General features: G+C 73.3%; 13 protein-coding genes. 8 read left to right on the top strand and 5 right to left on the bottom strand.

Annotated features, from left to right (window positions below):
• Nucleotides 1–187 precede the first annotated feature (187 nt).
• Nucleotides 188–868, bottom strand: coding sequence for a glycoside hydrolase family 75 protein (locus ACFZDA_RS39415; protein WP_391090978.1), 681 nt, complete (start codon nt 866–868; stop codon nt 188–190).
• A gap of 397 nt (nt 869–1265) precedes the next feature.
• On the opposite strand from ACFZDA_RS39415, the gene ACFZDA_RS39410 reads away from it, so the two are divergent.
• Together ACFZDA_RS39410 and ACFZDA_RS39405 are read left to right on the top strand one after the other, a co-directional pair.
• Complete coding sequence (locus ACFZDA_RS39410) at nt 1266–2252, top strand: fibronectin type III domain-containing protein (protein WP_391090977.1); 987 nt, start codon at nt 1266–1268, stop codon at nt 2250–2252.
• 170 nt (nt 2253–2422) lie between these two features.
• Nucleotides 2423–2965, top strand: a complete 543-nt coding sequence (locus ACFZDA_RS39405) for a hypothetical protein (protein ID WP_391090975.1) — start codon at nt 2423–2425, stop codon at nt 2963–2965.
• Nucleotides 2966–3130: 165 nt separating this feature from the next.
• Here ACFZDA_RS39405 and ACFZDA_RS39400 read toward each other — a convergent pair whose 3' ends face one another.
• The 3 genes from ACFZDA_RS39400 to ACFZDA_RS39390 form a co-directional block, all read right to left on the bottom strand.
• Entirely contained in the window at nt 3131–3691 is a 561-nt protein-coding gene (locus ACFZDA_RS39400; protein WP_391090973.1) for a helix-turn-helix transcriptional regulator, read from the bottom strand.
• 28 nt (nt 3692–3719) lie between these two features.
• Entirely contained in the window at nt 3720–5735 is a 2016-nt protein-coding gene (locus ACFZDA_RS39395; RefSeq protein WP_391090971.1) for an FAD-dependent oxidoreductase, read from the bottom strand.
• A gap of 126 nt (nt 5736–5861) precedes the next feature.
• Nucleotides 5862–6230 (bottom strand): hypothetical protein, encoded by a 369-nt coding sequence (locus ACFZDA_RS39390; RefSeq protein ID WP_391090969.1) that lies wholly within the window; start codon nt 6228–6230, stop codon nt 5862–5864.
• A gap of 244 nt (nt 6231–6474) precedes the next feature.
• Here ACFZDA_RS39390 and ACFZDA_RS39385 point away from each other — a divergent pair, with 244 nt between their 5' ends.
• Nucleotides 6475–8553: a SpoIIE family protein phosphatase gene (locus tag ACFZDA_RS39385; RefSeq protein ID WP_391090967.1), complete on the top strand. Its 2079-nt coding sequence runs from the start codon at nt 6475–6477 to the stop codon at nt 8551–8553.
• A gap of 34 nt (nt 8554–8587) precedes the next feature.
• On the opposite strand, the gene ACFZDA_RS39380 is transcribed toward ACFZDA_RS39385, so the two are convergent.
• Complete coding sequence (locus ACFZDA_RS39380; protein ID WP_391090965.1) at nt 8588–9382, bottom strand: putative protein N(5)-glutamine methyltransferase; 795 nt, start codon at nt 9380–9382, stop codon at nt 8588–8590.
• A gap of 281 nt (nt 9383–9663) precedes the next feature.
• Between ACFZDA_RS39380 and ACFZDA_RS39375 the strand changes: the two genes are divergently transcribed.
• The 5 genes from ACFZDA_RS39375 to ACFZDA_RS39355 all read left to right on the top strand — a co-directional run bounded on the left by ACFZDA_RS39375 (nt 9664) and on the right by ACFZDA_RS39355 (nt 13560).
• Nucleotides 9664–10128: a MarR family transcriptional regulator gene (locus ACFZDA_RS39375; protein WP_391090963.1), complete on the top strand. Its 465-nt coding sequence runs from the start codon at nt 9664–9666 to the stop codon at nt 10126–10128.
• Between the two features lie 60 nt (nt 10129–10188).
• Complete coding sequence (locus ACFZDA_RS39370) at nt 10189–10794, top strand: molybdopterin-dependent oxidoreductase (protein WP_391090961.1); 606 nt, start codon at nt 10189–10191, stop codon at nt 10792–10794.
• Nucleotides 10787–11542: an FAD-binding oxidoreductase gene (locus ACFZDA_RS39365; protein WP_391090959.1), complete on the top strand. Its 756-nt coding sequence runs from the start codon at nt 10787–10789 to the stop codon at nt 11540–11542. Before ACFZDA_RS39370 ends, ACFZDA_RS39365 begins: the two co-directional genes overlap by 8 nt.
• 342 nt (nt 11543–11884) lie before the next feature.
• Entirely contained in the window at nt 11885–12469 is a 585-nt protein-coding gene (locus ACFZDA_RS39360; RefSeq protein WP_391090957.1) for a hypothetical protein, read from the top strand.
• Nucleotides 12470–12591: 122 nt separating this feature from the next.
• Complete coding sequence (locus ACFZDA_RS39355) at nt 12592–13560, top strand: acetylxylan esterase (protein WP_391090955.1); 969 nt, start codon at nt 12592–12594, stop codon at nt 13558–13560.
• Nucleotides 13561–13564 lie beyond the last annotated feature (4 nt).

The following is a 13564-nucleotide window of genomic DNA, read 5'->3' as shown; positions in this document are numbered from 1 at the left end:
GGTGGGCGCCGCCGCCGGGGCCGCCCCGGCGCCCCCGGGGGCTTATCGGCCGGCGGGGCAAGCGCCCGCCGCGGCGGCGACCCCGACCCGGTGGGTGTGCCCCCGGGCGGGGCGCGCCGGAGAACGGCGCCCCCGGCGACCTCGCGGGTGCGTTTCCCGACAGCCCGTCAATCAGCCTGTCCATCACTCAGCCGGTACCGGCGAACCGCCTCACCAGCCGCTCCCCCGTCGCCACGGCCGCCACCCGGTCCTCGATGGGCGACACGCGGGCGTTCTTGAAGACGATGTAGGTGACGCCGGACGGTGTGCCGCCGCCCTCGGGGTCGGCGCGGATACCGAGGGCCTTGGCGGTCGCGTAGGACGCCTCTCCGATGATGTCCCGCGGGCCCGTGTCGCCGACGACCGCGTACCGCACACGGTCGCGGTGGACGACGGCCACGAGGGAACCGCCGCCCACGCCGTGCTCCCGGTAGTCCCAGATGCGGCTCGGGGCGGGCACGACGATGAAGGGGAGGCGTTCGGCGCTCAGGGGACGGCCGTCGGACTGCACGTAGGCGGTGCTGTCGGAGAAGTGGGGGTCCGTGCGGCGGTTGCAGCGGGGTCCGGGGCGCCCGTCGCAGTCGATGTCCATGTCGGCCTTCCAGAACACGGCGTCACGGGTGCCGCAGACCGGGATGTCCGCGGGTGCGCCGCTGTCTGCCCGGTACCGGCCGCGGGAGACCGGAGCGCAGTCCCGCACCTTGGCCAGCAGATCGGCGGCGCGGACGGGGGGCTCGCGCCACACCACCGGCTGGGGCGGGGCGGCGGGTGTCGTCGGGGCGAGGAGAGCGGCGCTGGCCACGGCCAGTGTGAGCGACTGGACACGCACGATAGTGAAGCCTCTCGGAGGGAACCTGACGGGCACTCAGCCAATCTGGCCCCGGGACGACCACCCGGCCACCGCTGGGGGGCCGGACGGTGCACGGCCCCAACCTCCGACAGGGGCCGGGGGCCTGAGTCCCTGTAAGGACTCGGGCCGGCCCGGCCACCCGTGCCGGCGCGGGATCTGCGACGACAGCGGTCCGCGCGACAAGCCCGAACTCCCTGGTTTCCGCCAGGAGTTCGGCCGTGAGGACTTCAGCATACGTAACTCTCCCGGGTGGTCACGAACGGCCGCAGGTGACGCCCTCACGGAGGCCTCCGCGCACCCCGCCCTCTTGATGCGATCGCACCGGCCGCGCCATATTGGTCCGGACCATTCCCGAGTGGCCCCGGGAGGCAGTGTCGTGCGAGGCCTTTCCTTCCGCCCCTCCTCCCTCCTTCGCACCGCGCCCTGCGCGGCTCTCGTCCTGGTCGCCTCCTGCGGCTGGGCCGGCACGGGCGAAGGGGACGGCGGCTCTCCGCCCGGCGCGCCGACAGGCGTCACCGCGACAGCGGGCACCGCCACGAGCGTGCACGTCATGTGGAACACGACCGCCCGGGCCGAGGTCTACGAGGTATATCGCGGCACCACGAAGGTCAGGGAAGTGCCGGGCTCGAAGCACATGGTGGACGTCACCAGGCTTCGGCCCTCCACCCTGTATGTCTTCACCGTGCGGGCCCGGGACGCCGAGGGGCGGCCGGGAGCGCGCAGCCTGGAGGTCCGGGCGAGGACCCCCGCGGCCGTCGCGGACGACCACTCCGCGCCCACCCGCCCATCGGCGCCGCACGGCCGGGCGGTGGGCAACCGGGCGGTCCAGCTGTCCTGGTCCGCCTCGACGGACGAACGGGGCGTGGTGTCGTACGACATCCATCAGGGGGACGCGAGGATCCACAGCGTGAGCGGGTCGCAGACGGCAGCCGTCATCACGGGACTGCGGCCCGGCACGGCCTACTCGTTCACCGTCCGGGCCAGGGACGCGGCCGGGAACGTCTCCCCCGCCGCTCTGGCCGTCCGTGTCACCACACCGGGCAGGGACGACGGCCGCGCGACGGCCCCCACGGGCTTTCGGGCGAGCAGCCACCGCGCGGACGGGGCGTACTACGTCGACCTGAGCTGGGTGCCGCCGCGCGTGGACGGTCAGGTCACCGAGTACCGGATCCAGCTGGACGGCCGGCCCGCCACCTCTGTGGTGTACGGCGGGGACGCGCCGAGCGACCGGGCCACGTACAGCTTCTACGTGGGGCGGCACGCCGGAGTCAGCCACCGGGTCCGGGTCCGGGCCATGCTGCCGGACGGCACCTGGGGAGGGTTCTCGACGGAGCGGACGGTGACGACGGGGGCGAGGCGCTGACGGGTTCTCCGGCATGGTCCGGCCGTGGGAACCCGTCACCTGCCCGGCGGCACCCGGCGTGCGGCCGGGACCGGGGGCGCCTTGGCTGACCCCGAGGCAGCACGGGCGTTCCCCGACCCTCGGCGGCGCAAGGGATGTACCGCCAACCGTGCCGCCGGAGGGCAGTCCACATGCGCAACTCATCGCCACTTCTCCGCTCCGGCCTGACCGTGGCAGCCGCCGCCGCGCTGCCCCTCGCCCTGGCCGCGGTGCCGGCTGCCGCGGGCCCTGGCATCTCCGTGAGCACCACGGGTTCCACGGTGTCGGTCACGACCAGCGCGTGCACCCAGATCAACGGCAGCTGGGGCACCGCCTCGCTTCTCACCAGCAGTCAGGGCAGTTTCGCCCAGGGCCGCCAGGTGACCCTGTCGGGGACGTCGACCAGTCAGTCCGCCGCCTGGTCGAACGTCTCCGCGGGGACATTCACCGTCATCGTCATCTGCTCGGACGGCACCACCGCGGGCACGCAGTCGGTCGTCGTCTCCCCCGCTCCCTCCCCCACGAGGTCGCCGTCCCCGTCGGCCTCGCCGTCCCGCGGTGTCATGGGCGGGGTCGGCGGGAGTGCCACGGACTACGGCACCATCACGCTCGTGGCGGGCGGCACGCTGGTCGGCACCGGCCTCCTCGCGACGGCCTGGTACCTGCGCCGGCGCAACAGGCCGTACCGGCTCTGATCCGGTACGAACGGCGGCCCGCCCTCCCGAAGCGCTCCGGTCGGGCGGGCCGCCGTCACACGCAGGCCGGCTGTCGGCTCGGGCGCTCAGCCATCACGTCCCCGTCAGGCGACCGGCCAGCCGTCGCGGGCCGGTCAGACCGGACGGGTCACCGTCGCACACCGGTCAGGCCGGGCGCGTCGGCTCGTCGGTCGGGAGGTCGGCGAAGTCCGCCAGGGCGCGTCTGAGCCATTGCGTCCAGAACGTCTCCAGGTCGATGCCGGCCTGGAGCACCAGATGCCGCAGCCGGTCCTGCGCGCCGTCCCGGCCGGGCGGGAAGTCGCGCTTCTCGATCTCCTGGTACTCCGCCAGCTGCCGCTCGTGCAGCTCCAGGTGGCGCCGCAGATCGGCCTCCAGGCCCGCGGTGCCGACCACGGCCGCCGCCCTCAGCCGCAGCAGCAGCACGTCGCGGTGCGGCTTGGGGTCCTGGGAGGCGGCCGTCCAGCGGGCCAGTTCGGCGCGGCCCGCCGGCAGCACCTCGTAGCTCTTCTTCTGCCCGCGTGTCGGCTGCTCGGCGGGCAGGGCCCGGATCAGGCCGTCTGCCTCCAGCTTTCCCAGCTCGCGATAGATCTGCTGGTGCGTCGCGGACCAGAAGTACCCGATCGAGCGGTCGAACCGGCGGGTCAGCTCCAGCCCGGACGACGGCTTCTCGAGCAGGGCGGTCAGGATCGCGTGCGGGAGTGACATGGCCTCATCCTAGGGACGTGTTCCCGCACTACAGGGCGGCCGCCAGCTCGGTGCCCTGCTTGATGGCGCGCTTGGCGTCCAGCTCCGCGGCCACGTCGGCGCCGCCGATGAGGTGGGCGCTGCGCCCCGCCGCGATCAGTTCCTCGTACAGGCCGCGGCGCGGCTCCTGGCCGGTGCACAGCACGATCGTGTCGACCTCCAGCACGGTGCTCGCGCCATCGATCGTGAGGTGCAGCCCGGAGTCGTCGATCCGGTCGTAGCTCACACCCGGGACCATGGTGACGCCGCGGTGCTTGAGTTCGGTGCGGTGGATCCAGCCGGTGGTCTTGCCGAGGCCGGCGCCGACCTTGGAGGTCTTGCGCTGGAGCAGGTGGACGGCGCGCGGCGGGGCGGGCCGCTCGGGTGCGGCGAGGCCGCCGGGGGCGCGGTAGTCCAGGTCGACGCCCCACTGGCGGAAGTACGTCTGCGGGTTCTCGTGCGCCTTGTCGCCGCCGTCCGTGAGGTACTCGGCGACGTCGAAGCCGATGCCGCCCGCGCCGAGGATCGCGACGCGGTCGCCGACGGGGGCGCCGTCGCGCAGGACGTCGAGGTAGCCGAGCACGCTCGGATGGTCGACGCCCGGGATGTCGGGGGTGCGCGGGGTGACGCCGGTGGCGACGACGACCTCGTCGAAGTCGTCGACGTCGCCGGCCGTGACGGGGGTGTTCAGCCGTATGTCGACGCCGTGCCAGTCGAGCTGGGTGCGGAAGTAGCGGAGCGTCTCGTCGAACTCCTGCTTGCCGGGTACCTTGCGGGCGACGTTGAGCTGGCCGCCGATCTCGCCCGCCGCGTCGAACAGCGTCACCTCGTGGCCGCGTTCGGCGGCGGAGACCGCGCACGCCAGTCCCGCCGGCCCGGCCCCGACGACCGCGACGCGCTTGCGCAGCCGGGTCGGGGAGAGCACCAGTTCCGTCTCGTGGCAGGCGCGCGGGTTGACCAGGCAGGAGGTGATGAGACCGCTGAAGGTGTGGTCGAGACAGGCCTGGTTGCAGCCGATGCAGGTGTTGATCGCCTCGGGCCGGCCGGCGGCGGCCTTGATGACGAAGTCCGGGTCGGCGAGCATCGGGCGGGCCATCGACACCATGTCGGCCGCACCCTCGGCCAGCAACTCCTCGGCGAGTTCGGGGGTGTTGATGCGGTTGGTGGTGACGAGCGGGATCGACACCTCGCCCATCAGCCTCTTGGTCACCCAGGTGTAGGCGCCGCGCGGCACGGAGGTCGCGATGGTGGGGATGCGGGCCTCGTGCCAGCCGATGCCCGTGTTGATGATGGTGGCGCCGGCGGCCTCGACGGCCTTGGCCAGGGTGATCACCTCGTCGAGCGTGGAGCCGCCGGGGACGAGGTCGAGCATGGACAGCCGGTAGACGACGATGAAGTCCTCGCCGACCGCCTCGCGCACCCGGCGCACGATCTCCAGGGGGAAGCGCGTGCGGTTCTCGTACGAGCCGCCCCAGCGGTCGGTGCGCTGGTTGGTCTGCCGGGCGATGAACTCGTTGATGAGGTAGCCCTCGGAGCCCATGATCTCGACGCCGTCGTAACCGGCCTGCCGGGCCAGGCGGGCGGTGCGGGCGTAGTCGTCGATGGTCCGCTCGATGTCGGCGTCGGTGAGCTCGCGGGGCGTGCGGGGGCTGATCGGGGCCTGGAGCGGGCTGGGGGCGACCAGGTCCCGGTGGTAGGCGTAGCGGCCGAAGTGCAGGATCTGCAGCGCGATCCGGCCGCCCTCGCGGTGCACGGCGTCGGTGATGACCCGGTGCTGCTCGGCCTCCGCCTCGGTGGTGAGCTTCGCGCCGCCCTCGTAGGGGCGTCCCTCGTCGTTGGGCGCGATGCCACCGGTGACGATCAGGCCCACGCCGCCGCGGGCACGGGCGGCGTAGAAGGCGGCCATGCGGGCGAAACCGCCCTCGGCCTCCTCGAGTCCTACGTGCATGGAGCCCATGAGGACCCGGTTGGGCAGGGTGGTGAAGCCCAGGTCGAGGGGGGTCAGCAGGTGCGGGTAACGGCTCATCGGGCCCTCCGTGCGCGGTGTCGTGTCTGTAGTTGTAGAGGACCGCGGACGGTTTATGCAACTAGTTGCATAAGGTGATGGAGGGCACAGTGGCCGATGACGGGGGAGGTGGAGGGGCAGCGGCGGTCACCGGCTTTCGAGGCGCACGTGCAGTTCCGCCTCCTGGTCGCCGGAGACCGTACTGAGGTCCCGCACATCGAACAGCGAGTCCAGCCTCATGCGGAACTGCTCGATCGCCCAGTAACCACCGTGCAGGTCGGCGTCGACGGAGGACGACAGCCGGGCAGGTCGCGCCCCCTCGTGCGCGTCGGCGACGTCGAACGTGCCGAGCCACACGGTCGGGCGGGTCGCGTGCAGATCCTCGGGTACGTCGTCGGCGCACCGGTCGGACTCGAAGCAGGCGCACAGCGTGTCGAAGACGATCCGGGCGTCCTGCTTGCTGCACCCGCTGATCTCCACCGAGACGGAGTGGGGATGCGGTTGCTCACGGTCCATCGTGATCGCTCCTCTCCTGGCGTATCCGCCCCTACCCCAGCAAAGCACCACCTTCTGCCCGGCACTACCGGCGGTGCCCCTGCCGTGATGACGGGTTTACGGAGCGGGCGGCTCCGTGTTGGGAGATGGTGGAGGGTGACGGACGGGGCCTCGGATCGACGGCCCCGCTCGCCGGAACAGCGGTAGAACATGGGGTGTCGGCACCGTGACGCGTGCCGCGAGATCGGCGAAGGCGGGGCGTGGGATGAGTGCAGCCGGGGCTCCCATGGCCGAGGGCGACGAGCCGGCGCGCGCGCCGGTGCGGCCGAGCGGGCTGCTCGACGTGCTGCGCGTGGCCTCGGTGGTCCTGGACGCCGAGGGCCGCATCGTGCTGTGGAGCCCGCAGGCCGAGGAGCTGTTCGGGTACGAGGCGCGGGAGGCGCTCGGGCAGTACGCCGCGCGGATCATGGTCCACGAGCAGCACCTGGATCTCGTGGTCAAGCTGTTCGCTGACGTCATGGTCACCGGGCAGAGCTGGGCCGGGGCCTTCCCCGTCCGCCGCAAGGACGGCACCACGCGGCTCGTGGAGTTCCGCAACATGCGGCTGCTGGACGACCAGGGGGACGTCTACGCGCTCGGTCTGTGCGCCGACCAGTCGACCGTGCACCGGCTGGAGCGCGAGGTGGCGCTGTCGACGCGGATGATCGCCCAGTCGCCGATCGGGCTGGCCGTGCTGGACACCGACCTGCGGTACGTCTCGGTCAACCCGGCGCTGGAGGAGCTCAACGGCGTGCCGGCCGAGGAGCACCTGGGCCGGACGGTCGGCGAGGTGGTGCCGCGGATGGACGTCGACGCCCTGGAAGCCGCGGCGCGCCGGGTGCTGGACACCGGGCAGCCGGTCGTCGACCAGTCCACGATCGGCCGCACCCCGGCCGACCCGCACCAGGACCACGCCTGGTCGATCTCGCTGTACCGGCTGGAGAACGCCTTCGGGACCGTGCTGGGCGTGGCCCTCTCGATCGTCGACGTCACCGAGCAGTACCGCGCGGGCATCGAGGCCGAGGCCGCTCGGCGCCGCCTGGCCATGATCGCCGACGCCTCCGGCCGCATCGGCACCACGCTGGACCTGGACCGCACGGCCCGCGAGCTCGTCGACGTGGCCGTGCCGGAGCTCGCCGACATCGCGGCCGTCGACCTGCTGGACGCGGTGGTGCAGGGCCGGCGCACCAGCCTCGGCCCGGCCGAGCCGGCCGTGATCCGCGCGCTGGCGGTCCAGGGCTACGACTCCGCCGAGGCGCTGGAGGCGGCCGACCCGCCCGGGCAGGTGGCCCGGTACGGGTCCGACCGGCTCGTCACCCAGTGCGTGCGTACGGGCGCTCCCGTGATGCTCCCGGAGGTCGGGGACGAGGACCTGCCGCACATCGCCCGCTCCCCGGAGGCGGCCGGGCTGCTGGGCCGGGCCGGGGTGCACTCGTATCTGGCGGTGCCGCTGATCGCGCGCGGCGAGGTGCTGGGCGCCCTGGACCTCAAGCGCACCCGCAATCCGCTGCCGTTCACCGAGGACGACCTGCTGCTGGCCCGCGAGCTGGCCGCGCGGGCCGCGGTGCAGATCGACAACGCCCGCTGGTACCAGAGTGCCCGCGAGACCGCGCTCACCCTCCAGCGCAGTCTGCTGCCCAGCCATCCGCCCGTGACGGGCGGGCTGGAGGTCGCCTCCCGCTACCAGCCGGCCGGGGCCACGAGCGAGGTGGGCGGCGACTGGTTCGACGTGATCGGCCTGGAGGGCGGCAAGACCGCGCTCGTCGTGGGCGATGTGATGGGCAGCGGCATCCCCGCGGCGGCGGCCATGGGGCGGCTGCGGACGGCGACCAACACGCTGGCCTCCCTCGACCTCGATCCCGCCCGGCTCCTGGAACACCTCGACAAGATCACCGCAGGGCTGGAACAGGCCATCGCCACCTGCGTCTACGCCGTCCACGACCCGCATCTGCGACAGTGCCGGATCGCGAACGCCGGGCATCTGCCGCCGGTGCGCCTCCGGACCGGGCGGCCTCCCGAACTGCTCGACCTGCCGACGGGGGTGCCGCTCGGGGTCGGCGGTATCGCCTTCGCCACGACGACCGTCGACCTCGAGCCGGGCGACCGGCTGGTGTTCTACACGGACGGCCTCGTCGAGACCCGGCGCGACTCGCTCGACGACCGTCTCGACACGCTGCTGTCCCTGCTCGAGGGGCCCGACCGCCCGCTGGAGGAGGTCTGCGACCTGCTGCTGCGCACCCTGCACGAGCCGGACAACTTCGACGACGTGGCCCTGCTCATCGCGCGGGCGACGACACCGGACTGACGCGGGCGCGGCGGCGTTCGCCCGCGCACGGTCGCTACGGTGCGACGCCGATCACCACATGGGCGTACAGCTCCTCCGAGACGGCCAGGTGTGCCGTCAGGCCGCCGCGTTCGACGGCGGCGAGCGCGGCCGGTGCCTGGTGGCGGCTCGTCTCCATCAGGACGCAGCCGCCGGGGGCGAGCCAGCGGGGCGCCTCGGCCGCGACCCGGCGCAGGACGTCGAGGCCGTCCGTGCCGCCGTCGAGGGCGACCAGCGGCTCGTGGGCGCGGGCCTCCGGCGGCAGCAGGCCGATCTCGTCGCTCGGGACGTACGGCACATTGGCGGCGAGGATGCCGACGCGGCCCCGCAGGTCGCCGGGCAGTGCCTCGAACAGGTCACCCTGGTGGACGTGACCGCCGAGGGCGGCGACGTTGCGGCGGGCGCAGCGCACGGCGGCGGGGTCGACGTCGGCGGCGTGCAGTTCGACGCGGCCGAGTCCGGCGGCCAGCGCCGCGCCGACGGCACCCGAGCCGCAGCACAGGTCCACGACGACGCCGGCGCCTGGCGCCCGGGCCAAGGCCTGTTCGACCAGGAACTCGGTACGGCGGCGCGGCACGAAGACGCCCGGGTCGACGGTGATGCGCAGGCCCCGGAACTCGGCCCAGCCGACGACGAGTTCGAGGGGCAGGCCCGCGACGCGGCGTTCGACCATGGCGGCTGCTTCGGCGGGGGTGCGGGCGGTGGTGAGGATCAACTCGGCCTCGTCCTCGGCGAAGACGCAGCCCGCGGCGCGCAGGGCGGCGACGACGGAGTCACGGGAGGACGGCGGAACGGGAGACACCAAGGGCATGGAGCCAGAGCCTTTCGGGATGCGAAGGGCGCTCCTGCGGTCGCCTACGGCCGGCGATCCGCGCGACATCGAGGAGAGAGCACCCGGGCTGACACAGCGGTAATGGGTCTCACCTCCTCGGTTTGCGACGGCTGGGGTCCGTCCACAGCCGGTCGGCAACACTACCCGACGGCCCGGCCGGCCGGTACGGCACCTGGTCCCGCCCCGTTCGCGAGTGGTTGGGTTATGCAACCATGGAGGAAACGTGGAAGACCAAAGGGCGACGTGGTGAGGGAGGTCCGATGAAGCCTGCCGATGCCGTGGAGACGATCCAGCGGGAGATGACGGTCTTCGCCCGCCGTGCCCGGGCCGCGGCGGGGCGGATGCACCCGGAGCTGTCGTTGGTGTCGTACACGCTGCTCGGGCACCTGGAGGAGAGCGGCGGGTGCCGTGCCACGGACCTGGCGGCCCACTACGCCCTGGACAAGTCCACGGTCAGCCGCCAGGTGGCCGCGCTGGAACGCGCCGGCCTGATCGAACGCCGCCCCGGCACGGAGGACCAGCGCGTTCTGGTGCTGCATCTGACGGAGGCCGGCCGGCGCATCCTGGCCCAGGTCACCGAGAGCCGCCGGGCGGCCTTCCGGGAGCGGCTGGCGGACTGGCCGGCCGAGGACCTGGAACGCTTCGCCGAGTACCTCGTGCGCTACAACGCGGGCCCTGGCCCCGGCCGGCCCGACCAGGAGCACGCCGCACGTACGGTTGATTAGACAACCACTGAGTACGCCGGCCCGGCGGGGCACCGTCGGCCCGGCCCGGAGGCACACCGCATGCACATCACCCGAGGTTTCACCGGGCGCCCACGCGTGGCCGACCCCGGTCTGCCGCCCGGCCAGTACGACGCGGGCGACGACTGGCCCGTCCTGTCCGCCGAGGTCACTCCCGACCTCGCACCCGCCGACTGGACGTTCCGTATCGACGGCCTGGTGGCCGAGCCCCGCACCTGGGACTGGGAGGAGGCGCACCGGCTGCCGCCGTCGGCGTACGAGGGCGCCATCCACTGTGTGACGAGCTGGTCGAAGTTCGGGGTGCGGTTCGCGGGGGTGTCCCTGGACGCGTTCTGGGATGTGGTCCGGCCCCATGGCTCGGCGACCCATGCCGTCGCCTACGCGCACACCGGCTACACCACGAACCTCCCGCTCGCCGACCTGACCGGCGGGCGTGCCTGGATCGCGTGGGAGTACGACGGCAGGCCGCTCGCCCCGGAGCACGGCGGCCCGGCGCGGCTGCTGGTGCCGCACCTGTACTTCTGGAAGAGCGCCAAGTGGATAGCCGGCCTGCGGGTCCTCGACCACGACGAGCCGGGCTTCTGGGAGCGGAACGGCTATCACGAGCGGGGCAACCCCTGGCAGGAGCAGAGGTACTCCGGTGACTGAGACGTTCGTGCCTGCCACGCGCTTCGCGGTGCCCGGGCGCATCGCCGTGCACGAGCAGGCCGCCTCCGTGTGGCGGACCGCGACGCTCACCGGGATCCGCCGCGAGACCGCGCGGGCCGCCACCTACCGGTTCGCCGTGCCCGGCTGGCCGGGGCACCTGCCCGGCCAGCACCTGCTGCTGCGGCTGACCGCCGAGGACGGCTATGTGGCCCAGCGCCACTACTCGATCGCGTCCGCGCCCGACGACTCCGGGCACGTCGAACTGACCCTGGATCATGTCGAGGGCGGCGAGGTGTCGGGCTGGTTCCACACCGTCGCCCGGCCCGGCGACCAGGTCGAGGTGCGCGGCCCGGTGAGCGGCTTCTTCGCCTGGCCGGGCGACCGGCCCGCACTGCTGATCGGCGCCGGCTCCGGCGTCGTGCCGCTGATGTCGATGGTCCGGCACCACCGGGTGCGGAACCTGACCGTGCCGCTGCGCCTGCTGGTGTCCGCGCGCAGCCCCGAGGAGCTCATCTACGCCCGGGAGTTCGGCCCCGAGACGACGCCCGTGTTCACCCGGAGCGCCCCGGAGGGTGTGGCGGTGGGACGTATGGCGGCCGCACATGTGGCGCCGCTCCTGGCCGAGCAGCCTTCCAGTGGGTGGGAGGCCTATGTGTGCGGCTCCAACTCGTTCGCGGAGCACGCTTCCCGGCTGCTCGTGACGGCGGGTCAGCCGGTGGACCGCATCCGGATCGAGCGCTTCGGCTGACCTGGACGGCGGGCCCTCCTCCGGTGGCGTCAGCGGCCGCACCCTCGGTGATGCCACACGGTGCCCCGGTGATGTCACAGCGTCCCCGGGTGGTGACACAGGGGTGGCGTGCGCCGCGCCACAGGGATGTGCCCCGGTGTTTCACCGCGGCGGGCCCGGGCACTCCGGCCGAAGGGCTCCGGCATGCGGCGACCCGGGCCGTGCCGAGCGATCGAGGTGTGTCGGAGGGGGTACCCGACCTGTGTGGCACTCGCACACGTGACGTGACGTGGAGGGAGCGGCGGCGCAGCCACCGCACGGCCGGTCCGGCCCTCCGGCCGCGGTGACGGCGAGGAGGTCGACATGCGAACCCGGGTACGCGGCTGGCGCTGGCGGCGCAGTCCGCTGCGGCGCCGGTCGGATGTCGTCGAGGCGTGGACGGTGCTGGTGGTCGCCGTCCTGATCCTGGTGGGCGCGCCCCTGGCCGGGGCGGCCGCCGCCTGGTGGGCCCACGGCGAAGCCCGGTCGGTCGCGGCGGAGCAACGGGCCGAGCGTCACCGCGTCCGTGCCGAGGTCGTCGGCGCGAGGGACGACTCGCCGCCGTCGGCGCAGGCCGACGGGCGGCACACGTACCGGGCCACCGTGCGCTGGAGCGAGCCGGGCAAGGGCACACGTACCGCGACGGCACCGGTCCCCGGCGGCACCCGGCCGGGTGAGGCCGTGGACGTGTGGTTCGACTCCCGGGGCCGGAGTGTGGCCCCGCCGGTGGACGGCACGGCGATCTGGCAGCACACCCTCACCATCGGCACGTGCGCCGCGGGCGGTTCGGTGCTCGTGGTGCTCCTCGGCCACTCCGTCGTACGCCGGATCGCGTTGCGCCGCCGGCTGGCCGAGTGGGAGCGGGAGTGGGCCCGTACGGAGCCGGAGTGGACGCATCGCGGCGCGTGACGCGGCCGACGCACCGCAGGTGAACGGACGACGGCAAAAGGCCTGGCGAGTCCTCCGACTCCGCCCGTAGTGTGATCATCCGCACTGTCTCCGCAGCCGTTCCTCACCCAAGGCGGTCCTACATGGCCCAGTTCGACCTTCCTCTCGACGAACTCCGCGAGTACCGCAGCGCGTCCACCGAGCCCGAGGACTTCGAGGCGTTCTGGTCCAAGACGCTCCAGGAGGCGCGCGAGCACGACCTGGACGCCCGCTTCGAACCGGTCGACACAGGGCTGTCCACTGTGCAGGTGTTCGACGTGACGTTCGCCGGGTTCGGCGGCCATCCGGTCAAGGGCTGGCTGACGCTGCCGGCGGGGGCGGACGGCCCGCTGCCGCTGGTCGTGGAGTTCATCGGCTACGGCGGCGGACGCGGGCTGCCGCACGAGCATCTGCTGTGGGCGTCCACGGGCCGGGCGCACTTCGTCATGGACACCCGCGGGCAGGGCAGCGGCTGGGGAGGGGGCGGCGGCACGGCGGACCCGGTGGGCGGCGCGCCCGCGTACCCCGGTTTCATGACGCGCGGTATCGACGCCCCGGAGAACTACTACTACCGCCGGGTGTTCACGGACGCCGTGCGTGCCGTGGAGGCGGCCCGCTCGCACCCGCTCACCGACCCGGCGCGCACGGTCGCCGTCGGCGGCAGCCAGGGCGGCGGCATCACGATCGCGGTGGGCGGACTGGTCCCGGACCTGGCGGGCATAGCGCCGGACGTGCCGTTCCTGTGCGACTACCCGCGCGCGGCGACGATCACGGACCGCCACCCGTACCGGGAGATCGGCCTGTACCTCAAGACGCACCGCGGCCGCAGCGAGCAGGCCCTGCGCACGCTCTCCTACTTCGACGGCGTCCACTTCGCCGCCCGCGGCCGGGCCCCCGCGCTCTTCTCGGCCGCCCTCGAAGACGCGACGTGCCCGCCCTCGACCGTCTTCGCGGCCTTCAACGCCTGGAGCCACGAGGACAAGACGATCGAGGTGTACGACTTCAACGACCACGAGGGCGGCGGCCCCTTCCAGGAGCAGGCCAAGCTGCGCTGGATGCGCTCGTACATCTGATACC

The organism is Streptomyces sp. NPDC007991 (assembly GCF_042958445.1).
Taxonomy (GTDB): domain Bacteria; phylum Actinomycetota; class Actinomycetes; order Streptomycetales; family Streptomycetaceae; genus Streptomyces.
The sequence above is the reverse complement of the archived record's forward strand: the minus strand, read 5'-3'. Positions and strand labels throughout refer to the sequence as shown.